Source organism: Amycolatopsis sp. (genome assembly GCF_036008905.1).
GTDB lineage: Bacteria > Actinomycetota > Actinomycetes > Mycobacteriales > Pseudonocardiaceae > Amycolatopsis.
In genome coordinates, this window is record NZ_DASYMU010000210.1 from 43,816 (window position 1) to 64,971 (window position 21,156).

The window sequence follows — 21,156 nt, forward strand, 5'->3', positions numbered from 1 at the left end:
GTGCGTAAGACTTCAGGCACAACTCGGGGCGAACGCACGCGGAGGTGTGGTGGGCGACAGGAATGGGGCTCTTCGGATCCCTGGAACCGCCGCACTGACCCAGGTGGGCCGGTTGTCGACGTTGTCGTGGGAAGTGCTGCGCGCGATCTTCAAGCGCCCGTTCCAGTACCGCGAGTGGATCCAGCAGTGCTGGTTCTTCGCCAGCGTGACGATCCTGCCGACGGCGTTGGTCGCGATCCCGTTCGGCGCGGTGATCGCGCTGCAGCTCGGGTCGCTGACGCAGCAGATCGGCGCGCAGTCGTTCACCGGCGCGGCCAGCGCGCTCGCCATCGTGCAGCAGGCGAGCCCGTTGATCACGGCGTTGCTCGTCGCCGGAGCGGGTGGCAGCGCCGTCTGCGCGGACATCGGCGCCCGCAAGATCCGCGAAGAGATCGACGCGATGGAAGTGCTCGGCGTCAATCCCATCCAGCGGCTCATCGTGCCGAGGGTGCTCGCCGCGATGGTGGTTTCGGTACTGCTGAACGGCTTGGTGAGCGTCGTCGGCGTGCTCGGCGGGTACTTCTTCAACGTCGTCATGCAGGGCGGCACCCCGGGTGCGTACCTCGCGAGTTTCAACGCGCTGGCGCAGCTGCCCGACCTCTGGATCAGTGAGATCAAGGCGGTGCTCTACGGCTTCGTCGCCGGGGTGGTCGCGGCGTTCCGCGGGCTGAATCCGGCGGGCGGGCCCAAGGGCGTCGGCGACGCGGTGAACCAGGCCGTGGTCATCACCTTCCTGCTGCTGTTCCTGATCAACGTGGTGCTGACGGCGATCTATCTGCAGGTCGTGCCGCCGAAGGCGCTATGACCACACAAGAGAACCCGCGGGTGACCGACCGGACGCTGGAGATCATCGCGCGTCCGGGTGCCAGCCTGGAGGGGCTCGGCGCGCAGCTGTCGTTCTACCTGCGTTCGCTCGCGTGGGCGCCTCGCACAATTCGCCGGTACGGCAAGGAAACCCTGCGGATCCTGACCGAGGTCATGTTCGGCAGCGGTGGCCTCGCGGTCATCGGCGGCACGCTCGGCGTGATGATCGGCATGACGCTGTTCACCGGCCTGATCGTGGGGCTCCAGGGCTACGCCGCGCTCAACCAGCTCGGTACCGCGGCGCTGACGGGGTTCATCTCCGCCTACTTCAACACCCGTGAAGTGGCCCCGCTTTCGGCCGGGCTCGCGCTCTCGGCGACGGTCGGCTGCGGGTTCACCGCGCAGCTCGGCGCGATGCGGATCTCCGAGGAGATCGACGCGCTCGAGGTGATGGGCGTGCCGAGCATGCCGTACCTCGTCACCACGCGCGTGCTGGCCGGGGTCGCGGCCGTCATCCCGCTCTACGCCGTCGGGCTGCTGTCCTCGTACCTCGCGTCCCGGCAGATCACCATCTGGCTCTACGGCCAGTCCGCGGGCACCTACGACCACTACTTCACGCTGTTCCTGCCGCCGGAGGACGTGCTCTGGTCGTTCCTCAAGGTGATCGTCTTCAGCGTGCTGGTGATCCTTTCCCATTGCTACTACGGCTACACGGCCTCCGGTGGCCCGGCCGGCGTCGGGGTCGCGGTAGGCCGCGCGGTGCGGACGTCGATCGTGCTGATCTCGGTGCTCGACTTCTTCCTCAGCCTGGCGATCTGGGGCGCCAACACCACGGTGAGGATTTCGGGATGAACCGGAGACTTCTGCTGCGACGGCTGCGGTACCAGGTGCTCGGCCTGGTGTTCCTGCTTGTGGCGGCGCTGTTCTTCGTCACCACGATCGCCGTTTACCACAAGGAGTTCACCCCGATCACCGAAGTACGCCTGGAAACCGACCATGTCGGGAACCAGATGCGGGTGGGCGCGGACGTGAAGATCCGCGGCATGGTCGTCGGCGAGGTGCGCTCTATCGAGGTCGCCGGGGACCACACCGCGCTCGGGCTCGCGCTGGAGCCGGACAAGACCTCGGTCATCCCCGCCAACGTTTCCGCGCGGCTGCTGCCGAAGACGTTGTTCGGCGAGCGGTACGTCGCCTTGCAGGTGCCCGAACAGGGTCCGCTAAAGCAGGCCGTTGGTGCCATCGAGGCCGGGGACGTGATCGGGCAGGACCGCAGCAGCACGGCGATCGAACTCGAGAAGGTACTCGGCGACGTCATGCCGCTGCTGCAAGCCGTCCAGCCCCAGAAACTGGCCAGCACGCTGAACGCCGTCGCCACCGCGTTGGATGGCCGTGGCACGCAGCTCGGCCAGACACTCGTGCAGTTGTCGGACTACCTGGGCGAGCTGACTCCGTCGCTGCCCGATCTCAAGGCCGACTTCACCGGGCTGGCCAACGTGTCCTACATCTACGACAAGGCCGCGCCCGATCTGCTGGAGGCACTCGCCGACCTCACCACCACGAGCCGGACGCTGGTCGAAAAGCAGCAGGGACTGTCCGAAGTGTTCGCCACGGTCACCACGGCGTCGACCGATCTGACGAACTTCCTTTCGGTGAACAAGGAAAACCTCATCCGGCTGACCACCGCGGTCCAGCCGACGCTCGACGTCCTCGCCAAGTACGCGCCGGAATACCCGTGCCTGCTGCAGCAGCTGGCCGAGCAGGTGCCGAACGCTGAACTGGCCTTCGGCAAGGGAACCGCGCATCCCGAGGTGAGCAAGGTGACCATCGAGTTCACGTCGAGCCGCGGCAAGTACCTGCCCGGCGTCGACGAGCCGAAGTACGAAGACAAGCGCGGACCCCGGTGCTATCCCAAGGTCCCGCACCCGGGCGTCTGGCCGCAGTACCCGCCCGACGGTGCCATCAAGGACGGCTCGTCCAAGCCCGCGCCGCCGCGTTCGGACGGCACGTTGCCCGGTGGCGGGTCGACGTCGCTCTCCAATTCGTCGGCGGAGCAACAACTGATGGACGTCCTGCTGGCTCCGGCGATGGGGGACGAAGCGGCGCCGAGCTGGGGCGGGCTGCTTGTCGGGCCGCTGTACCGCGGCGCGGAGGTGGAGCTCAAATGAGCCGCACAGTTCCGTCGCTGATCAAGATCCTGATCTTCGCCGTGGTCACCGTGGTGCTCACCGGCATCCTCGGCGCCACGATCGCGAACACGAACTTCGGCGTCACCTCCGGCTATACCGCGTTGTTCACCGACGCGTCCGGACTCAACGAAGGCGATGACGTCCGCATCGTCGGGGTGAAGGTCGGCCAGGTCAGCGGGATCACCGTGGCGGAGGGCGAGACCAACCACGCGGAGGTCCGGTTCGACATCGAGGCGTCGCGCAAGCTACCCGAGTCGGTGACGGCGACGATCAAGTACCGCAACCTCGTCGGGCAGCGGTATCTCTCGCTCGGCACGGACGTCGGCGACGAGAAGGTGCTCCCCGAAGGCGGCACGATCCCGCCCGAGCACACGCGGCCCGCGCTGAACCTGACGGTGTTGTTCAACGGGTTCAAGCCGCTTTTCCAGGCGCTCAACCCGGAAGACATCAACAAGCTGTCCTACGAGATCATCCAGGTCTTCCAGGGCGAGGGCGGCACGATCTCGAGCCTGTTGTCGCACACGGCTTCGGTCACCACCGCCATCGCGGGCAAGGACAAGGTGATCGGCCAGGTCATCGACAATCTCAACAACGTCCTCGCCACGGTCAACGGCCGTGGCCCGGAACTGGCTAACCTGATCGACCAGACCCAGCAGCTGGTCACCGGGCTCGCCGAACAGCGCGGCCCGATCGGGGAAGCCGTTGCGGCGCTGGGGGATCTCACGGTGACGACGTCCGGGCTGCTCGCCGGCGCGCGGCCCGCGCTGCAGGACGACATCGGCCAGATCGGGCTGCTTTCGGAGAACCTCAACAACTCCGAGCAGCTCGTCGAGCATCTTCTCCAGGTGCTGCCCGGGAACCTGGAGAAGTTCACCCGGACGTTGAGCTACGGCAGCTGGTTCAACTACTACCTGTGCGGGATCAACGGCCGGATCGGTATCTCCTCGCTCAACATCGAGCTGCCGATCGTGCCGCTGCCGCTGAGTGAGCGTCCCGAAAGGTGTGGGCCGTGAAACCGCTGAAGGACCGCAACCAGGCCGCCGTCGGCGGGGTCACGATCGTGCTCGTCGTGCTGTCCATCCTGACGGCCTACTTCTCCGACAGCCTCCCGATCTTCGGCAACGGCACGACGTACACCGCGGACTTCGCCGAGGCGGCCGGGCTGGCGCCGGACAACGAGGTCCAGGTCGCCGGGGTCAAGGTCGGGCAGGTGACCAAGGTTTCGCTGGCGGGTAAGAAGGTCGCCGTCAAGTTCCGGGTCGAGGGCGTGCGGGTCGGGGACGCGACCACGGCGTCGATCGAGATCAAAACCTTGCTGGGGGAGAAGTATCTGGCGCTGACGCCCGCGGGTGGGGCGGCGCAGAATCCGCAGGAGGCCATTCCGGTGCAGCGGACGCGCACGCCGTTCGAGCTGCAGGACGCGTTCCAGCAGCTGTCCCAGACCGTCGGCGACATCAACACCCAGCAGCTGGCGCAGAGCTTCAACGTGCTCTCCGACAGTCTCAAGGACAGCCCGCAGTACATGAAGGACGCGCTCACCGGGCTTTCGTCGTTGTCCCAGACGGTTTCTTCGCGGGACAAGGAACTTCGTACCCTGCTGGGCAACACGAGCCAGGTGTCGAAGACGCTCGCCGATCGCAATGCCCAGCTGCAGAAGGTCATCAGCGACGGGAACCTGTTGCTCACCGAACTGCAGAACCGCAAGGACGCGATCAGCGCGCTGCTGAAGGGAACCCAGCAGTTGTCCACGCAGCTCTCCGGGCTGGTGGCGGACAACCGCGGGCAATTGAAGCCGACGCTGGAGAAGCTCGGGAAGGTCACCGATGTGCTGCAGCGCAACCAGGACAACCTGTCGCGGAGCCTGGCGTTGATGGCGCCGTTCGCCAGGGTCGGCGCCAACGCGACCGGTAACGGCCGCTGGTTCGAGGGCTATCTGTGCGGGCTGCTGCCGCCGACGCTCACGCCGCTCGGGCTGGAGATCAACCCGGAGGGCTGCACCCCGCCGATAGCCGCGCCGAACCAGGGGGTGGGGGGACGATGACGATGTCGACGAGAACCGGTCGTGATCTCTACACCTGGCTGGCGTTCGCGTGTGTCGTGGTCCTGCTCCTGACGGCCGGGCTCTGGCTGGCTTTCCGGGATCCGGGCGGCACCAAGCTCAGCGCGTACTTCGGGAAGACGGTCGGGCTGTACGCGGGATCTTCGGTGCGGGTGCTGGGAGTCAAGGTCGGTGAGGTCACCAGCGTGACCCCGCAGGGCGACGCCGTCCGGGTGGAGTTGCGGGTCGACGACGGCGTGCCGATCCCGGCCGGCGCGGGGGCGGTCGTCGTCGCGCCGAGTCTCGTCAGCGACCGGTACGTCCAGCTGACCCCGGCCTACGACGTCGGCCCGGTGATGGCGACCGGGACGGTGATCCCGAAGCAGCGCACGGCGACCCCCGTCGAACTCGACGATCTGTACAACAGCCTGAACGAGCTTTCCACCGGCCTCGGGCCCGATGGCGCGAACAAGAACGGCGCGTTGTCGGGTGTGCTCGACACCGCCGCGGCCAACCTCGACGGTAACGGGCAGAACCTCAACACCACGGTGACCCGGTTGTCGGAACTGGCCGCCACTTTGGACGGTTCCAAGGACGACCTGTTCGCGACCGTGCAGAACCTCAACTCGTTCACGAAAGCCTTGGCGGACAGCGATGCTCAGCTCAACGAGTTCTACCGGCGAGCCGCCGACGTCGGCGGATTCCTCGCCGCGGAATCGGGAGACGTCGGCGCCGCGCTGACGTCACTTTCGACGTCACTCGGGGATGTGCGGTCCTTCGTGGAGGAGAACAAGGATCTCCTTTCGTCCAATGTGGACAAACTGGCCGGGCTGACCAAGGTGCTCGTGGACCAGCGGGCCGCGCTCGCCGAGGTGCTCGACATCGCTCCGGTCGGCGCGACCAACTTCATCAACTCCTACGACGCCGCGTCCGGCACGATCGCGGTGCGCGACAATCTCAACGAGATCACCCATCCGCCGATCCTGACCGTCTGCCGGTTGATCAGCGCCAGTACCCCCAAGCAAGTCCCGGACACGCTCGGCAACATCTGCAAGCAGCTCGCACCGGTCCTCGACGGCACACTCCCGCTGCCGACGGTGTCGCAGACGCTCGCGTCGATCCAGCAAGGGGAACTGCCGCCGTTGCCGCTCCCGCTGCTCGGTGTGCTCACGCAGCTTTCGGGAGGTGGCCCGAAATGAGGCGGATCGCAGGCGTGCTCGTCGGGGTTCTGCTGCTCGCGTCCTGCAGCGACGGCGGTTTTTCCGGGCTCTACAACACCCCGCTGCCCGGTGGCGCCGACCTCGGTGACCATCCGTACCGGGTCACCGCGCAGTTCTCCGACGTGCTCGACCTCGTTCCGCAGGCGACTGTCAAGGTCAACGACGTCCCGGTCGGCCGCGTCGAGAAGATCGAACTGGCGCCGGACACACATTCCGCCCTCGTCACGCTGACCGTGAACGGCGACATCGTTCTCCCGGCCAACGCGGGTGCCGAGTTGCGGCAATCCAGTCTGCTGGGGGAAAAGTTCGTCGAGCTGCACACGCCGGTGGCGGAAGCGGCTACCGGAAGGCTCGCCGACGGCGCGAACATTCCACTGGCCAGGACCAACCGCAACCCCGAGGTGGAGGAAGTCCTCGGCGCGCTTTCGCTGCTGCTCAACGGCGGCGGGGTCGAGCAGCTGCAGAAGATCAGTCACGAACTGACGAACGCTTTGTCGGGCAACGAACCGCAGATCCGGGCACTGCTGTCCCATGTGGACGAGATCGCGACCGAACTCGACGCGAGCAAGGGTGAGATCGTCCGGGCCATCGACGGGCTGAACAAGCTCTCCGGCACACTCGTCACCCAGACCGGGAACCTGACGACGGCGCTCGACCACCTCGCGCCCGGTCTCAAAGTCGTTACCGAGCAACGGGATCAGCTCGTCGGCATGCTGGACGCGCTGAACAAGCTCTCCGGGGTCGCCGTCGACACGGTCAACAAGAGCGGGGACCAGCTGATCGCGAACCTCAAGGCGTTGCAGCCGTCGCTGCACAAACTCGTCGAAGCTGGCGACAACCTGCCGAAGGCCCTGCAGATCCTGCTGACGTATCCGTTGCCGGACTACGCCGGCAACGTCATCAAGGGTGACTACGCCAACGTCGAGGCCACTGTGGACCTGAACCTCGACACGCTCCTGGAGAACCTCAGCAGCTCCTCGCAGTCGTTCATCCCGATCCCCGGCACACAAGGCACCGGGACACCGGGCGCGACCGGGTTCAACAACGGCACCCCGCCGCCCCCGCTTCCGTTGCCCGCCAACGTGCCCTCGGCACCACAGCCGGGCGATCTGGTCGGTGGCCTGCTCGGCACGTTGCTCGGCGGTGGCCGATGATCACCGGGAAGCATCGGCTGAAGCTGCTGGCGTTCGTGGTCATCGCGGTGGTTTCCGTGGTGTACGCGGGCGGGAAATACGCCGGCCTCGGCCGTCTGTTCGGCACCACCGGGTATCTGGTGACAGCGCAGATGAGCGACTCCGGCGGCATCTTCGTCAACGCCGAGGTCGCCTACCGCGGGGTCGCGATCGGCAGGGTCGCGACGATGACCCTGACCGATCGTGGGGTGGACCTCGGACTGGACATCGACGCGGACAGCCCGAAGGTCCCGGCGGACACGCACGCGGCGGTGTCCAACCGGTCCGCGGTCGGCGAGCAATTCGTAGACCTGTTACCCCAGAACGAGAACGGGCCGTACCTCGAAGACGGCTCGGTGATCCGCACGGACCGGACGTCCATCCCGCTCTCGCCGGACACCGTGCTGAGCAACCTCGACAAGCTGGTGTCGAGCGTGCACCCGGAGTCGCTGCGGACCGTGGTCGACGAGACGTACACGGCGTTCGCCGACGCCGGGCCGGATCTGCAGAAGCTCCTCGACAGCGCTGATTCGCTCACCACGACCGCCGTCCAATACCTGCCGCAGACGCAAGGGCTGCTGGCCGACGCCCGCACGGTGCTGGACACGCAACAGCGTCAGGCCGCCAACATCACGACGTTCTCCAGCGGGCTGAAGACGATCTCCGCGCAGCTGAAGTCGTCGGACCCGCAGCTGCGCAAGGTCATCGAAGAAGCGCCGAAGCTGAGCCGCGAGATCAGCGACGTGCTGGCGGTTTCGGGCAGCGACCTCGGGATCGTGTTCGCGAATCTGCTGACCACCGCGCAGATCACCTCGGCGCGTACCAGTTCCATCGAGGAACTGCTGGTGGCGTACCCGATCATCTCGGCGTTCGCGCCCAGCACCTCGCCCGACGGGACCGGGCATTTGGGGGTGGTGCTGAACCTCTTCGATCCGGCGTCCTGTACTAAAGGGTATGAAGGCACGACGCAGCGTCCTGCCAACGATCTCACGGAGGCGCCGGTGAACATGTCGGCGTACTGCGCGGAGCCGCCGGGCAGCCCGACCGGGGTGCGCGGGGCGCAGAACGCGCCCTACGCGGGTAAGCCCGTCGACGTGCCCGCTCCGGCCCGGCAACAGGCCCCGGCGGACGCACGGCAGGGACAGTTGCCGGGTGTCTTGGGCCTGGTCACCGGCGGCCTCGGTCCGGCCAGCGTCGGTCGTCTACTCGGGTTGCCGGGTTGAGCCGGGACAAGATCCGCGACGGCCTCGGTGTACTCACGGTGCTCGCCCTGCTCGCGGCCGCGTGGTTCGGCTGGTCCTGGTGGAGCGCCTCCCATGACGACGAGCTCTCGCTGGCCCGCGAGCGCGACACCGCTCTCGCCGTCGCGAGCAACGGGCTGGTCGTGCTGAACACCTTCGACTACCGCAACGGCGAACGCGACCTGGACCGCTGGATCGGCGTCACCACCGGGCAGCTCGAGAAGGACCTCAGCGCGGACCGGAAACTGCAGCTCGACCGCGCCAACTCCAGCCAGACCTTCGCCACGGCCACGCTCCGGCAGGCCGCGGTCACCGAGCTGAACGCCGGCGCCGGGACGGCCAAGCTCATCGCCGTGCTCGACGTCCGGCTGAGCACCGGCGGTGCCGCCGCGGCCCCCGCGCTGAGCCGGCTGAACGTGGATCTCACCCGGACGGGCGACGGCTGGAAAGTCAGCGCGGTACAGGCGGGCGGGCGATGAAGGCGTTTCTCCGGAACCGGGCGGCCGTGCTGCCCGTGCTCGCCGCTGTGGTGGTCCTCGCCCTCGGCGGCGCGGTTTCGTTCGCGTTCCAGGCGAACTCGCTGACCGCCGGCGACCCGGCCGGGAACAAGGCACTGGTCGACCAGGCCGAGACGGGCGCGGTCTCCGAGCAGGTCGGCGCCGCGGTCAAGGCGATCTTCTCCTACGACTTCAGCAATCTGCCGCGCACCGAACGCGCCGCCGCCGACGTCCTCGTCGACACGGCGGTGGCTCAGTACCGCGGCAGCTTCGCGGCGGCGAAAAAGCAGGCGGAGGAGCAGAAACTCGTCCGCACCACCACGGTCCGCTCGATCGGCGTCCGCGAGATCCGGGGCGACCGGGCGACGGTGCTGCTGTTCCTGGACCAGCAGACGTTGCACACGGCCGACAACCAACAGGAGTCCGCCGGGGCGCAGCTCGACATCACCGCGAAACGCGTCGACGGCCGCTGGAAGATCGCCGGCCTCACCGCCCTCTGAAGGCACCTTCCGACCCAGCGTCCGCAACCACAGCCACCTGTCGACAGATGGCGAAGGTCATTGAGCCACTCAGCCAAGCCGAGCCTGGGCACTCTTAGCCGCCCAGGCGATGTCTCAAACGGCTCGTTGGTGTCACTCAACGTCCTTAACGCGTCGTTCAGGACACCCCTCGGCGCGTCATGGTTCCCCGCCGATGCCGCATTCGGCCTTCTCGTGAAAAAGAGACTGCACCCCCGAGCGCCGACGTCAAGGGTGCGAGTTAACGTTTGGATATGACCTCTCTCTCCCCTGACCTCGAGCGCGCTCGCCGCGACTACGCCGCCCTCGTCGAGCAGGGCCTCGCCCTCGACATCACCCGGGGCAAGCCGTCCCCGCGGCAGCTCGACCTGTCGCTGGAGATGCTGAAGCTGCCGGGCGAGGTCTACACCGCCGAGGACGGCACCGACTGCCGCAACTACGGTGGCCTGCAAGGACTCCCCGAGGTCCGCCGCCTGTTCAGCGGCTTCCTCCAGGTCCCGCTGGCGCAGCTGGTCGCGGCCGGGAACTCCAGCCTGGAGCTCATGCACGACACCGTCGTCCAGTCGATGCTGAGCAAGCTGCCGGGTGCCGAGCGCCGCTGGGCCGACGAGCCGCGCATCGCGTTCCTCTGCCCGGTTCCGGGCTACGACAGGCACTTCGCGCTGTCCGAGCGCTTCGGCATCGAGCTGATCCCGGTCCCGATGACCGCGACCGGCCCCGACATGGACGTCGTCGAGCGGCTCGCCGCCGAGGACCCGGCCATCAAGGGCATCTGGTGCGTGCCGAAGTACAGCAACCCGGACGGCGTCTCGTACAGCGACGAGACCGTGCGCCGGCTCGCGGCCATGCCGACGGCGGCGCCGGACTTCCGCATCTTCTGGGACAACGCCTACGTGGTGCACGACCTGACCGACGAGTCGGTCGAGATCGCCGACATCCTCAAGCTCGCCGAGGACAGCGGCAACGCCGACCGCGTGTTCGTCTTCGGCTCGACGTCGAAGATCACCACCGCCGGCAGCGGCGTCGGGTTCGTCGGCTCCTCGCCCGCGAACGTCAAGTGGCTGCTCGGCCTGCTGGGCAAGCGGACCATCGGCCCGGACAAGGTGAACCAGCTCCGTCACGCGATGTTCCTGCGGGACGAGGACGGCGTCCGCGCGCACATGCGCAAGCACCGCGAGCTCATCGCGCCGAAGTTCGAAGCCGTCGACAAGATCCTGACCAAGGAGCTCGGCGACAGCGGCCTCGCGACGTGGACCAAGCCCGCCGGTGGCTACTTCATCAGCCTCACGGTGCCGGAAGGCTGCGCCAAGGAGGTCGTGCGTCTCGCGAAGGGCGCCGGTATCGCGCTGACGCCCGCGGGCGCGACGCACCCCGGTGGCAACGACCCCGAGGACCGCACCATCCGCATCGCGCCGACGTACCCCGAGCTCGCCGAGGTCGAGGCCGCCATCGCCGGTCTCGCCGTCTGCGTGCGCCTGGCCGTCGCCGAAAAGGCCTGACACCTGCCGCCATCTGTCGACAGATGGCGATCTCGTGAAGTGCTATGAACGGACCCTTCCTCTCGTTTTTTGAGAGGAAGGGTCCGTTCATAGCACTACAGACCTGCCTGGCTGAACCGCCGCACCGACAGCGGCACGAACACCGCCAGCAGCAGGAGCGACCACAGCAGCGACGCCGTGACCGGGTTCGCCAGCGGCCAGGCCGCGTCGGCCGCGGGCACCCCCGGGTTGCCGAACAGCGAGCGGCACGCGGCCACCGTGGCGCTGATCGGGTTCCAGTCGCAGATCACCCGGAGCCACGCGGGCATCCCGCCGGTCGGCACGAAGGCGTTGGACAGCATGGTGACCGGCAACGTCAGCGGTGCCAGCTGGTCCGCGGTCTGGTCGTTCTTCACCAGCAGCCCGAAGTACGTCCCGATCCAGGACACCGCGTACCGGAAGAGAACCAGCACGCCGATCGCCCCGAGCGTGGGCCAGAGTCCGTCGTGCGCCCGCCAGCCGCACGCGTACCCGCAGGCGAGCATGATCGCCAGGCTCATCAGGCCACCGAAGACGTCGGCGCCGGTTTCCCCGAGCGGGACCGCGGCCCGGCTCATCGGCAGCGCGCGGAAGCGGTCCATCACGCCCCGGGTGTGGTCGCCCGCGACGCTCAGCATCGTGACGCTCAGTGCGGAGAAGCTGGTCATCACGAACAACCCCGGCATGAGGTATTCGCGGTAGTTCCCGCCGCCGGGCACCGCGATCGCGCTGCCGAAGACGAAACCGAACAGCACCACCATGATCGCGGGGAAGATGAGCATCCCGGCGATCTGGCCGGGCTGGTGCCTGAGCTGTTCGAGCCGTCGCCGGGTCAACGTCCAGCCGTCGAGTGCCGTGGTCATGCCGCCACCTCTTTTCCCGTGAGAGTCAGGAAAACGTCGTCGAGCGTCGGTTTGCGCAAGCCCACGTCCCGCACCACCACGCCGGCCGCGTCGAGCTCGCGGACGACGACAGGCAGCTGAACCTCCGCGCGCAGCGGAACGCTGACGCTCAGTTCGTCGAGATCCGTTGCCGCGACGGAGTTTCCGAGCAGGCTCAGCACTGTGGCCGCGCCTTCGAGATGCGCGGGGTCCGACACGATCACGTCGAGATGGGAGCCGATCCGGGCCTTGAGCTCGTCCGGCGTTCCCGAGGCGATCACCTTGCCGCCGTCGACGACGGCGATGTTCGCGGCGAGTTGGTCGGCCTCGTCGAGGTACTGGGTGGTCAGCAGGACCGTGGTCCCGTCGGCGACGAGGTCGCGGACGGTGGCCCAGATTTCGTTGCGGCTGCGGGGATCGAGCCCGATGGTCGGCTCGTCGAGGAAGAGCACGGCCGGTGCGGTGATGAGGCTGGTGATCAGATCGATCCGCCGCCGCATGCCGCCGGAATAGGTTTCGGTGAGCCGGTCGGCGGCGTGTTCGAGGCCGAACTTCGCCAGCAGCTCGTCGGCCCTGGCCCGCGCGCCGCGTTCGCCGAGCCTGGCGAGCCTGCCGAACATCCGCAGGTTCTCGCGCCCGGTGAGCTTGTCGTCGACCGCGGGGTGTTGCCCGGCGAGACCGATGCGCTTGCGTACCTCCCCGGCTTCGGTCGCGACGTCGTAGCCGGCCACCGTGGCGCGGCCCGAGGTCGGCCGGGTCAGCGTGGACAGGACGCGGACGGCGGTGCTCTTGCCGGCGCCGTTCGGGCCGAGCAGCCCGAAGATCGTGCCGGTGGGCACGGAGAGATCGAGGCCGGTCAAGGCTTCCTTGGTGCCGAACCGTTTGCGGAGTCCTTCGGTGACGACGATCGCGTCGCCGTGAGGTCGGGTCATTTTCCCCTCCAGATTAAGTGAGTACGTTGTACGCGGTTGTGACTGTAGTGAACCGGGTACGATGTACGCAACTACTCATTCCAAGGAGGCCCGAGCCCGTTGTCCGAAGAGACCCCGATCATCTGGATGCGGCCCGAGAAGCCCGCGCGCGGCCCGGCACCGACCTACAGTCGCCGTCAGATCGCGGCCACGGCCATCAAGATCGCCGACGAGGACGGGCTCGAAGCCCTGTCCATGCGCCGGATCGCGGCCGAGCTGGGCACCGGGGCGATGACGCTCTACCGGTACCTGCCCACCAAGGAGGACCTCTACGCGGTCATGCTCGACGAGGCGTACGGCGAGATCGAGCACCGGCCGCCCACCGGCGACGTGCGCGAGGATCTGCGGGTGCTGGCCCACTCCCGGCGGGCGCTGCTACTACGGCACAAGTGGTTGATGGCCGTCGCGATCGGACGGCCGATCTTAGGGCCGAACATGGCGCGGGGCAACGAAAAGTACCTGGCGCTCGTGGACGGCCACGGGCTCGGCATCGACGACATGTTCGCGGTGCTGGCGCTCGTACAGCGCTGGGTCACCGGTTTCGTGCAGGACGAGATCTCCGAAGCGGAGGGCGCGCGCCGGTCAGGACTGGATCTCGTGGGCTGGCAGCGGCGCACCGGCCCGTACGTCTTCCAACTGCTGGAGACGGGCGAATTCCCTTACCTGGCAAGGGTTATCGACGAAGCCGAACACCGGTCGCCCGACGTCCAGTTCGAAGAAGGGCTCGCCATGATCCTCGACGGCGTCGAGGCACGCCTCAAGAAAAATCCGTGAACCGAAAGGTGGGCACTTTCTCCCCGAAGTGCCCACCTTCGGGGGCTACTTCTTGTACAGGTCTTCGATGTTCGTCGCGTAGTTCTTGGTGACGACGTTGCGCTTCAGCTTGAGGCTCGGCGTGATCTCGCCGCCGGCCTCGGTGAAGTCGTTGGCGAGGATGGTGAACTTCTTGATCGCCTCGGCGTGCGACACCGCCTTGTTCGCCAGGTCGACGGCGATCTGGACCTCCGCGCGCAGGTCGCCGTCGTCGGCGAGGTCGGCGACGGTGGCGCTGTCGGGCTTGCCGTGCTGCGACTTCCAGGTCGGGAAGAACTCCTCGTCGATGGTCACCAGCGCACCGATGAACGGCCGCTGGTCGCCGACGACCATGGCCTGGCTGATCACCGCGTTCGCCTTGAGGGTGTCCTCGAGACCGGAGGGGGCGACGTTCTTGCCGCCCGCGGTCACGATGATCTCCTTCTTGCGCCCGGTGATCTTCAGGAAGCCGTCGTCGTCGAGCGAGCCGAGGTCGCCGGTGTGGAACCAGCCGTCGGTCAGCGATTCCTTGGTGGCCAGCTCGTTGTTGAAGTACGCGCGGAACACGACGTCACCCTTGAGCAGGATCTCGCCGTCGTCGGCGATGCGCACCGAGGTGCCGGCCAGCGGCTTGCCGACCGTGCCGACGCGGAACGCGGCTTCGGTGTTGACGTTGGACGCCGCCGAGGTCTCGGTCAGGCCGTAGCCTTCGAACACCGGCACGCCGATGCCGCGGAAGAAGTGCGCCAGGCGGGCACCGAGCGGCGCGCCACCGGAGACCGCGGCGATGCAGCGGCTGCCGAGCGCGGCGCGGAGCTTGCCGTAGACCAGCTTGTCGAACACGGCGTGCTTGACCTTCAGCCCGATCCCGGCGCCGCCGGTGTCCTGGGCCTCGCTGTAGGCGACCGCGGTGGCCTCGGCGATGTCGAAGATCTTGCCCTTGCCGTCGGCTTCGGCCTTCTGCCGCGCGCTGTTGTAGACCTTCTCGAACACGCGCGGCACGGCGACGACGAACGTCGGCCGGAACGCGCCGAGGTCGGCGATCAGGTTCTTGACGTCGGAGGTGTGGCCGAGGGTGGCGCGGGCGCTCAGCGCGGTGACCGCGAGCGCGCGGGCGAGTACGTGCGCCAGCGGCAGGAACACCAACAGTGAGTTGCCCTGCTTCATCAGCTGCGGGAACGCTTCGATGGCGCCGCGGATCTCCGAGAGCAGGTTGCGATGGGTCAGCTCGACGCCCTTGGGGCGGCCGGTGGTGCCCGAGGTGTAGACGATCGTCGCGAGGTCGTGGGAGACGACCGAGTGCCGGCGCGCGTGCAGGTCTTCGTCGGAGACGTCCACGCCGAGCGCGGAGAGCTCGTCGACGGCCGGCGAGGTCGCGGACTCGATCTGCCAGGTGTGCTCGAGGGTGTCGAGCCGGTCGGACACCTCGGCCAGCGTCGCGCGGTGGCCGTCGGTCTCGACGAACACGCCCTTGGCGGCGGAGTCCGACAGGATCCACTGGACCTGCTCGGCCGACGAGGTGTCGTAGATCGGCACGGTGACGCCGCCCGCCGCCCAGATGGCGAAGTCGATGAGCGTCCACTCGTAGCGGGTCGCCGACATCAGGCCGACGCGATCGCCCTTGCCGATCCCGGCCTTGACGAGCCCCTTGGCCACCGCGAGGACCTCAGTCGCGAATTCGCGAGCGGTGACGTCGAGCCAGGTGCCGTCGACCTGACGGCGAAAACTGACCACGTCCCCGAACCGTTCGGCGTTCGCCCACACGACGTCGGCCAGGTTTTCCTCGTCGGCGACCGGACGAGTGGCGGGAGCGCTGTATTCGCGCACGTGGACCTCCGAATTCAACGCGAGTAATGCTGCTGGTAGTGCTGCTAATAGTGCTGTTACCCGCCAGTTAACTTAGCTTGCCGCACACCTTATGGCCATGCTGCACGATCAGCACGCGTGCGGGCATGACATTCTGCTGCCGTGCCCGCTTCGAACCAGGCGCCTTCAGCGCTCGACATCGTGGACGAAACCTTCATAGCGGTGCCGGCAGGCACGGTCGCCGCGGCGTTCGCCGACCCCGGATCCTGGGCGCGTTACTGGCCTGACCTGGTGCTGGAGGTCTACACGGACCGCGGCGACGAGGGGCTGCGGTGGACCGTGCGCGGTGCGCTCGTCGGTACCATGGAGGTCTGGCTGGAGCCGATCCTCGACGGGACACTTTTGCATTACTTCTTGCGGGCGTCGCCGTCCGACGCCGCTGGGCAGCCTGCCCACCTCAAGCCCCGTGGGCTGCGCAGGGAGTTCGACAAGCGGGCCCGCGCGGCCAAGGGCATCGCACTGGGCCTCAAGGCCACCCTCGAGGACGGGCGCCTGCCCGGAATCCCTCCTCAGGCAAGGTAGACACGTGCGAGTTCATGTGGTTTCCGACGTCCACGGCAACGTCGAAGCACTCGCCCGGGCAGGTGAGGGCGCCGACGCGCTCATCGTGCTGGGCGACCTGCTCGACTTCGTCGACTACCGCGAGCACGGCAAGGGCATCCTCGGGACGCTGTTCGGCGCGGAGAAGGTCGGCGTGTTCGCCAGGCTGCGGCGCGAGGGGACGCGGGAAGAGACCGTCGCCTATTCGCGGGCGCTGTGGGCGAGCCTGGAGGACCCGGGCGCCGCGGTGGACGAGGCGATCCGCGTCCAGTACGCGGCCATGTTCGGCGCGATGACCACCCCGACCTTCGCCACCCCTGGCAACGTCGACGCGCCCGCGCTGTGGCCGGAGTTCGCCGGTGACGGCATCCGGATCCTCGACGGTGAATCGGCCGAGATCGGCGGGCTCAAGTTCGGTTTCGTCGGCGGCGCCCTGCTGCCCGACGGCGTGGTCCCGCGGCGCAACGGCTTCTGGCGGCCGTATCTGCGGACCCGCGAGGAGTACGACGTCTCGGTCGGCAAGCTCGAAGACGTCGACGTGCTGTGCACGCATGTGCCGCCCGCGCTGCCGGACCTCGTCTACGACGTGGTCGCCCGCCGGTCCGAAATCGGCTCCTCGGCACTGCTCGATCTGATCACGATCCAGCAGCCCCGCTGGTCGGTCTTCGGCCACGTGCACCAGCCGCTTTCGCCAAGGACCAGGGTCGGCCGGACCGAGTGCCGTAACGTGGGTCACTTCAAGGTGACCGGTGTGCCGTACGTGCTGCGCTGGTGACGGAAGGCTCCGGCTACCCTTTGGCCATGGCCGAGCAGTCCACGCAGTCCATCGAGGTCGACGCTTCGCCCGAGCAGGTCATGGCGGTGATCGCCGACTTCCCCGCCTACCCGGAATGGGCGAAAGCCGTCCGGGAGACCGAAGTGCTCGCGCAGGACGAAAGCAGTCGCGCGAAACAGGTCCGGCTCACCCTCGACGCCGGTCCGATCAAGGACGTCTACACCCTCGAGTACGAGTGGGCCGCCGACGGTCTTTCCGTCAGCTGGCACCTGGTCAAGGGGCAGATGCAGAAGGCCCAGAACGGCCGTTACCAGCTCGCGCCGATCTCCGGTGGCGGTACGAAGGTGACGTACACGCTCTCGGTCGAGCTCGCGCTGCCGATGATCGGCCTGCTCCGCCGCAAGGCCGAGAAGATGGTGATGGACACCGCTCTCAAGGAGCTCAAGCGCCGCGTGGAGAGCCAGGACTAGTGCGGATCCTGCTGTTCACCGGTAAGGGTGGCGTCGGGAAGACGACCCTCGCCGCGGCCACCGCCGCGGCGCTGGCCGGCCGGGGCAGGAAAACCCTCGTCGTGTCCACGGACCCGGCGCATTCGCTGGGCGACGCCTTCGGGCTGCTGCTGACAGCCGAGCCCAGTGAGGTCGACATCTGCCTGCACGCGGTGCAGGTCGATTCCCGCAGCCTGGTGGACGACGTCTGGCAGGATCTGCGCTCCCAGCTGCGCTCGGCGTTGTCGGGTGCCGGGATCGAATCGCTCGACGCCGAAGAGCTGACGGTGCTGCCCGGCGTCGATGAAGTGCTGGCGCTCACCGAGGTGCAGCGGCTCGCCGAGAGCGGCCCGTGGGACACCGTCGTCGTCGACTGCGGCCCGACAGCGGAGACCTTGCGGCTGCTCGCCCTGCCCGAGGCCATCTCGGGCTATCTCACGAAGCTGTTCGGCAAGCAGGCGAAGCTCGGCCTGGGCAGCCGCCGCTGGAACAACGTCGGCGAGTCCGTGCGGCGCCTCGGCACGCATCTCGAATCGCTTCGCACCCTGCTCACCGATCCGTCGATCACCACCGTCCGGCTCGTGCTGACCCCCGAACGGGTGGTCGTCGCCGAGGCCCGCCGCACGCTGAGCGCGCTGGCGCTGCGCGGGATCCGGGTGGACGGCCTGATCGCGAACCGGCTCATGCCCGCGCCGGGTTTCTGGCGCGGCTCGGCCGCGTCCTGGCTCCGGACGCGGCGCAACCAGCAGAACGAAGTCCTCACCGAGCTCGCCGCGGCCGGACTGGGCGCCGACGTCGTGCGCCCGGTCGAGCACCGCGCGGTCGAACCCGTCGGGCTCCCCGCGTTGCTCGAGATCGCCGGGGAACTCTACAACGGCACGGATCCCTTGACGGGCTATGGAAAAGGCGTCACGCCATTGCTCCAGGTATCCGAAGTGGACGGTGGCTACCGGCTCCGGATCGCGCTGCCGCTGGGCCGGGACACCCCGCTCGACCTCGCCAGGGTCGACGACGACCTCGCGATCACCGTGGACGGGTTCCGTCGCCTGATCGCGTTACCCGCGCTCCTCCGACCGTGTGAAATCCTGCACGCCGAATCCGACGCCGAGGGACTGCTGGTGTCCTTGGCCAGAACCGGGGGTAAGCGGTGACCGAGGACGCGGGATCGCAGACCGGTCACGACGGTACGAGCCTGACCGAAGAGATCCGGCTGCTGGTCGAGATGGTCGTCGAGCACGCCACGCCCTGGGTCGAAGGACTCGTTTCGGCTGGTCACGGCCAGAAGGTGCCGTCCGCAGAGCATCCGTCCGGTGAGCAGACCGAGAACTGCGGCTGGTGCCCGCTGTGCGCGATCGTCGCCGTCGTCCACGGCGAGCGACCCGAGTTCGCCGCGCGTCTGCTGGAGCAGGCCGCGCAGCTCATCGCGCTGCTGCGAGCCGTGCTCGCGGACCGCTGGGAGCCCCAGGAGGGCGTCCACATGCCCGGGTTTCACCCGGCGCCGAAACCGGCGTCGCGGAATGATGATCCCGCGGCAAAAGAATCAACGGAAACTCCGACCGTGCCTTCGCAGGGCCGGGTACAGCACATCGCCGTGCGCAAACGGGCCGAGTGGCAGCCGGATCGGGAGAATTGAGTGCTGGCGATAGGGGTGGATGTCGGCGGGACCAGCGTTCGCGCGGGTGTGGTCGACGAGCAGGGCTCGCTGATGGACACCGCGAGGGTGGCGACACCGAGCGACGAAGGTGCGCTCGAGGACGCCATTTCCGGGGTCATCGAGGATCTGCGCAACCGGCACGACCAGGTCGTCGCGGTCGGTCTCGCGGTCGCCGGGTTCGTCACCACGGACCGCCGCTCGGTGATGTTCGCGCCGCATCTGGCCTGGCGGAACGCGCCTGTCGCGGACAGGATCACCAAACGCGTCGGCCTTCCGGTGATGCTGGAACACGACGCGAACGCCGCCGCCGTCGGGGAGCACCGTTTCGGTGCGGCCCGGGGTGCGCGGGTCGCCGCGCTGGTGGCGCTGGGTACCGGGATCGGCGCCGGGCTGCTGCTCGACGGCAAGATCTTCCGCGGCGCCCACGGTGTCGCGCCCGAGCTGGGTCATCTGACGGTCGTCCCGGGTGGACGGTCGTGCCCGTGCGGCAAGTACGGCTGCTGGGAGCGTTATTGCAGCGGCACGGCACTGGCCGCGACGGCGGTGGAGCTCCTCGCGAAGCACCCGGGCCGGTCCACTGTGCTGGCTCGTGAGACCTCGGGTGATCCGGGTTCGGTGACGGGCAGGCGGGTCGCCGGTGCCGCGCGCGACGGCGACCCGATCGCGCTGCGGGCGATGGCCGAGCTCGCGAAATGGCTCGGCGAAGGTCTCGCGCTGGTCGCCGACACCTTCGATCCCGAGGTCATCGTGATCGCGGGCGGGGTTTCGGTGTCGGCGCCGCTGTTCCTCGACGAAGCCCGCGAGCACTACGCGGGCGCGATCACCGGCGCCGGGCATCGGCCGCTGGCGCGGATCAGGACAGCGCAGCTGGGTGACGACGCCGCGATAGTCGGTGCCGCGGCATTAGCCGTCGAAGCCGTCAAGACTCCCGCCGCGCATAGCGGTGTGACAAGGTAGGAAGCGTGATCGGGCGCGACGACGGCAATGGCTTCGTCCGCTGCTCGTTCGGCCATCTCCACTGGGGCCTCCACGGCGCCGCCGGTCTCCTGCTGATCGATCCCGAACGCGGGGTGCTCCTGCAGCGCCGCGCGTGGTGGGTCCATCACGGCCGGACGTGGGCGCTGCCCGGTGGCGCGCTCGAAGCGGGGGAGAGCCCGCGGGAAGCGGCGACGCGCGAAGCCCGCGAAGAGGCCGCGATCGCCCCGGAACTCGTCCGCCCGACGGCTTCGTCGACGGTCGACCATGTCGACTGGAGCTACACGACCGTGCTCGCGACGGTCTTGCGTCCGGTGAACGAGCGGGTCGCCAATTCGGAAAGCGCGGAACTGCGCTGGGTTCCGCCGGACGAGGTCGGGAAACTTCCCCTTCATCGGGATTTCGCGTTGGCGTGGCCCGCTTTGCGGGAGGAGCTGGGGCGCGAGCTGGTGCTGGTGGTCGACGCGGCGAACGTCGTCGGCTCCCGCCCGGACGGCTGGTGGCGTGATCGCGAGGGCGCGGCCGAGCGGTTGCGCGGAAAGCTGGCGGCGCTGGAAAAGAACGGGGTGCGCGGGACCGATTTCGAGGTGCCGGGTGACGCGTGGACGTGGTGGCCGCGGGTGGTGCTCGTCGTCGAGGGGCAGGCACGCGGAGTCGTCTCCGTCGACAACGTCGAAGTGGTCCAGGCCGAGACCGACGGCGATTCCGCGATCGTGCGGGTCGTGAAGGAGGCCCGCGCGTCGCGGCCCGAGGATCACGTCGTCGTGGTTACCGCTGACCGGGAACTCCGGTCGAGAGTGCGGGCCGAGGGGGCCGCGGTACTCGGCCCGGGTGCCTTGCTGAGGGTGCTCGACGGCGGCTGAACGGCTCATTTTCGTTGCCGGGTAACGAACATGTCTTGACTCGTGTGACGAGTCGTCCTATTGTTCAGATTCATTTAGTTCACAACTTGAACTAATGCGTGAGTCCCCGCCGAGAGCAA

The 21,156-nt window shown here is 68.1% G+C and carries 22 protein-coding genes; 19 read left to right on the forward strand and 3 right to left on the reverse strand.

The window, feature by feature from the left end; genetic code table 11:
* Positions 1 to 49 precede the first annotated feature (49 nt).
* The 11 genes from VGP60_RS34000 to VGP60_RS34050 all read left to right on the forward strand — a co-directional run bounded on the left by VGP60_RS34000 (position 50) and on the right by VGP60_RS34050 (position 11,214).
* Positions 50 to 844 (forward strand): ABC transporter permease, encoded by a 795-nt coding sequence (locus VGP60_RS34000; RefSeq protein WP_327552277.1) that lies wholly within the window; start codon positions 50 to 52, stop codon positions 842 to 844.
* The gene (locus VGP60_RS34005) at positions 841 to 1,695 is read left to right on the forward strand and encodes an ABC transporter permease (RefSeq protein WP_327552278.1); all 855 of its coding nucleotides are present in this window, start codon (positions 841 to 843) and stop codon (positions 1,693 to 1,695) included. Before VGP60_RS34000 ends, VGP60_RS34005 begins: the two co-directional genes overlap by 4 nt.
* Positions 1,692 to 3,008, forward strand: a complete 1,317-nt coding sequence (locus VGP60_RS34010) for an MCE family protein (protein ID WP_327552279.1) — start codon at positions 1,692 to 1,694, stop codon at positions 3,006 to 3,008. The genes VGP60_RS34005 and VGP60_RS34010 overlap by 4 nt, the downstream gene beginning before the upstream one ends.
* Positions 3,005 to 4,042: an MlaD family protein gene (locus tag VGP60_RS34015; RefSeq protein ID WP_327552280.1), complete on the forward strand. Its 1,038-nt coding sequence runs from the start codon at positions 3,005 to 3,007 to the stop codon at positions 4,040 to 4,042. The genes VGP60_RS34010 and VGP60_RS34015 overlap by 4 nt, the downstream gene beginning before the upstream one ends.
* Positions 4,039 to 5,070 (forward strand): MCE family protein, encoded by a 1,032-nt coding sequence (locus VGP60_RS34020; protein WP_327552281.1) that lies wholly within the window; start codon positions 4,039 to 4,041, stop codon positions 5,068 to 5,070. Before VGP60_RS34015 ends, VGP60_RS34020 begins: the two co-directional genes overlap by 4 nt.
* Positions 5,067 to 6,266: an MCE family protein gene (locus VGP60_RS34025; RefSeq protein WP_327552282.1), complete on the forward strand. Its 1,200-nt coding sequence runs from the start codon at positions 5,067 to 5,069 to the stop codon at positions 6,264 to 6,266. The genes VGP60_RS34020 and VGP60_RS34025 overlap by 4 nt, the downstream gene beginning before the upstream one ends.
* Positions 6,263 to 7,441 carry an MCE family protein gene (locus tag VGP60_RS34030; RefSeq protein ID WP_327552283.1) on the forward strand — a complete coding sequence of 393 codons (1,179 nt, stop codon included), beginning with the start codon at positions 6,263 to 6,265 and terminating at the stop codon, positions 7,439 to 7,441. The genes VGP60_RS34025 and VGP60_RS34030 overlap by 4 nt, the downstream gene beginning before the upstream one ends.
* Positions 7,438 to 8,682 carry an MCE family protein gene (locus tag VGP60_RS34035; RefSeq protein WP_327552284.1) on the forward strand — a complete coding sequence of 415 codons (1,245 nt, stop codon included), beginning with the start codon at positions 7,438 to 7,440 and terminating at the stop codon, positions 8,680 to 8,682. The genes VGP60_RS34030 and VGP60_RS34035 overlap by 4 nt, the downstream gene beginning before the upstream one ends.
* Positions 8,679 to 9,179 carry a hypothetical protein gene (locus tag VGP60_RS34040; RefSeq protein WP_327552285.1) on the forward strand — a complete coding sequence of 167 codons (501 nt, stop codon included), beginning with the start codon at positions 8,679 to 8,681 and terminating at the stop codon, positions 9,177 to 9,179. Before VGP60_RS34035 ends, VGP60_RS34040 begins: the two co-directional genes overlap by 4 nt.
* The gene (locus VGP60_RS34045) at positions 9,176 to 9,697 is read left to right on the forward strand and encodes a hypothetical protein (protein ID WP_327552286.1); all 522 of its coding nucleotides are present in this window, start codon (positions 9,176 to 9,178) and stop codon (positions 9,695 to 9,697) included. The genes VGP60_RS34040 and VGP60_RS34045 overlap by 4 nt, the downstream gene beginning before the upstream one ends.
* A 272-nt stretch (positions 9,698 to 9,969) precedes the next feature.
* Positions 9,970 to 11,214 carry an aminotransferase class I/II-fold pyridoxal phosphate-dependent enzyme gene (locus tag VGP60_RS34050; protein WP_327552287.1) on the forward strand — a complete coding sequence of 415 codons (1,245 nt, stop codon included), beginning with the start codon at positions 9,970 to 9,972 and terminating at the stop codon, positions 11,212 to 11,214.
* 95 nt (positions 11,215 to 11,309) lie between these two features.
* Here the strand turns inward: VGP60_RS34050 and VGP60_RS34055 are convergent, their stop codons facing one another.
* On the reverse strand, positions 11,310 to 12,095 hold the full coding sequence (locus tag VGP60_RS34055) for an ABC transporter permease (protein ID WP_327552288.1): 786 nt from the start codon (positions 12,093 to 12,095) through the stop codon (positions 11,310 to 11,312).
* Positions 12,092 to 13,045, reverse strand: coding sequence for an ATP-binding cassette domain-containing protein (locus VGP60_RS34060; protein ID WP_327552289.1), 954 nt, complete (start codon positions 13,043 to 13,045; stop codon positions 12,092 to 12,094). Before VGP60_RS34060 ends, VGP60_RS34055 begins: the two co-directional genes overlap by 4 nt.
* 99 nt (positions 13,046 to 13,144) lie before the next feature.
* On the opposite strand from VGP60_RS34060, the gene VGP60_RS34065 reads away from it, so the two are divergent.
* Positions 13,145 to 13,858: a TetR/AcrR family transcriptional regulator gene (locus VGP60_RS34065; RefSeq protein WP_327552290.1), complete on the forward strand. Its 714-nt coding sequence runs from the start codon at positions 13,145 to 13,147 to the stop codon at positions 13,856 to 13,858.
* 45 nt (positions 13,859 to 13,903) lie between these two features.
* On the opposite strand, the gene VGP60_RS34070 is transcribed toward VGP60_RS34065, so the two are convergent.
* Positions 13,904 to 15,703: a long-chain fatty acid--CoA ligase gene (locus VGP60_RS34070; protein WP_327552291.1), complete on the reverse strand. Its 1,800-nt coding sequence runs from the start codon at positions 15,701 to 15,703 to the stop codon at positions 13,904 to 13,906.
* Positions 15,704 to 15,844: 141 nt separating this feature from the next.
* Here VGP60_RS34070 and VGP60_RS34075 point away from each other — a divergent pair, with 141 nt between their 5' ends.
* The 7 genes from VGP60_RS34075 (at position 15,845) to VGP60_RS34105 (ending at position 21,037) form a co-directional block, all read left to right on the forward strand.
* Complete coding sequence (locus VGP60_RS34075; protein WP_327552292.1) at positions 15,845 to 16,264, forward strand: polyketide cyclase / dehydrase and lipid transport; 420 nt, start codon at positions 15,845 to 15,847, stop codon at positions 16,262 to 16,264.
* A gap of 4 nt (positions 16,265 to 16,268) precedes the next feature.
* Positions 16,269 to 17,057 (forward strand): metallophosphoesterase family protein, encoded by a 789-nt coding sequence (locus tag VGP60_RS34080; RefSeq protein WP_327552293.1) that lies wholly within the window; start codon positions 16,269 to 16,271, stop codon positions 17,055 to 17,057.
* A gap of 26 nt (positions 17,058 to 17,083) precedes the next feature.
* Complete coding sequence (locus VGP60_RS34085; RefSeq protein ID WP_327552294.1) at positions 17,084 to 17,527, forward strand: SRPBCC family protein; 444 nt, start codon at positions 17,084 to 17,086, stop codon at positions 17,525 to 17,527.
* Positions 17,527 to 18,696, forward strand: coding sequence for an ArsA family ATPase (locus VGP60_RS34090; protein ID WP_327552295.1), 1,170 nt, complete (start codon positions 17,527 to 17,529; stop codon positions 18,694 to 18,696). The genes VGP60_RS34085 and VGP60_RS34090 overlap by 1 nt, the downstream gene beginning before the upstream one ends.
* A gap of 71 nt (positions 18,697 to 18,767) precedes the next feature.
* Positions 18,768 to 19,178 (forward strand): hypothetical protein, encoded by a 411-nt coding sequence (locus tag VGP60_RS34095; RefSeq protein ID WP_327552304.1) that lies wholly within the window; start codon positions 18,768 to 18,770, stop codon positions 19,176 to 19,178.
* A gap of 15 nt (positions 19,179 to 19,193) precedes the next feature.
* The gene (locus tag VGP60_RS34100) at positions 19,194 to 20,156 is read left to right on the forward strand and encodes an ROK family glucokinase (protein WP_327552305.1); all 963 of its coding nucleotides are present in this window, start codon (positions 19,194 to 19,196) and stop codon (positions 20,154 to 20,156) included.
* Between the two features lie 8 nt (positions 20,157 to 20,164).
* Positions 20,165 to 21,037, forward strand: a complete 873-nt coding sequence (locus VGP60_RS34105) for an NUDIX domain-containing protein (protein WP_327552306.1) — start codon at positions 20,165 to 20,167, stop codon at positions 21,035 to 21,037.
* Positions 21,038 to 21,156: the final 119 nt, after the last annotated feature.

Excerpts from the sequence above, each read along its gene's own strand:
- VGP60_RS34005 (WP_327552278.1), top strand. The coding sequence starts at position 841 with ATGACCACACAAGAGAACCCGCGGGTGACCGACCGGACGCTGGAGATC.
- VGP60_RS34010 (WP_327552279.1), top strand. The coding sequence starts at position 1,692 with ATGAACCGGAGACTTCTGCTGCGACGGCTGCGGTACCAGGTGCTCGGC.
- VGP60_RS34015 (WP_327552280.1), top strand. The coding sequence starts at position 3,005 with ATGAGCCGCACAGTTCCGTCGCTGATCAAGATCCTGATCTTCGCCGTG.
- VGP60_RS34025 (WP_327552282.1), top strand. The coding sequence starts at position 5,067 with ATGACGATGTCGACGAGAACCGGTCGTGATCTCTACACCTGGCTGGCG.
- VGP60_RS34030 (WP_327552283.1), top strand. The coding sequence starts at position 6,263 with ATGAGGCGGATCGCAGGCGTGCTCGTCGGGGTTCTGCTGCTCGCGTCC.
- VGP60_RS34035 (WP_327552284.1), top strand. The coding sequence starts at position 7,438 with ATGATCACCGGGAAGCATCGGCTGAAGCTGCTGGCGTTCGTGGTCATC.
- VGP60_RS34045 (WP_327552286.1), top strand. The coding sequence starts at position 9,176 with ATGAAGGCGTTTCTCCGGAACCGGGCGGCCGTGCTGCCCGTGCTCGCC.
- VGP60_RS34050 (WP_327552287.1), top strand. The coding sequence starts at position 9,970 with ATGACCTCTCTCTCCCCTGACCTCGAGCGCGCTCGCCGCGACTACGCC.
- VGP60_RS34055 (WP_327552288.1), bottom strand. The coding sequence starts at position 12,095 with ATGACCACGGCACTCGACGGCTGGACGTTGACCCGGCGACGGCTCGAA.
- VGP60_RS34060 (WP_327552289.1), bottom strand. The coding sequence starts at position 13,045 with ATGACCCGACCTCACGGCGACGCGATCGTCGTCACCGAAGGACTCCGC.
- VGP60_RS34085 (WP_327552294.1), top strand. The coding sequence starts at position 17,084 with ATGGCCGAGCAGTCCACGCAGTCCATCGAGGTCGACGCTTCGCCCGAG.
- VGP60_RS34095 (WP_327552304.1), top strand. The coding sequence starts at position 18,768 with ATGGTCGTCGAGCACGCCACGCCCTGGGTCGAAGGACTCGTTTCGGCT.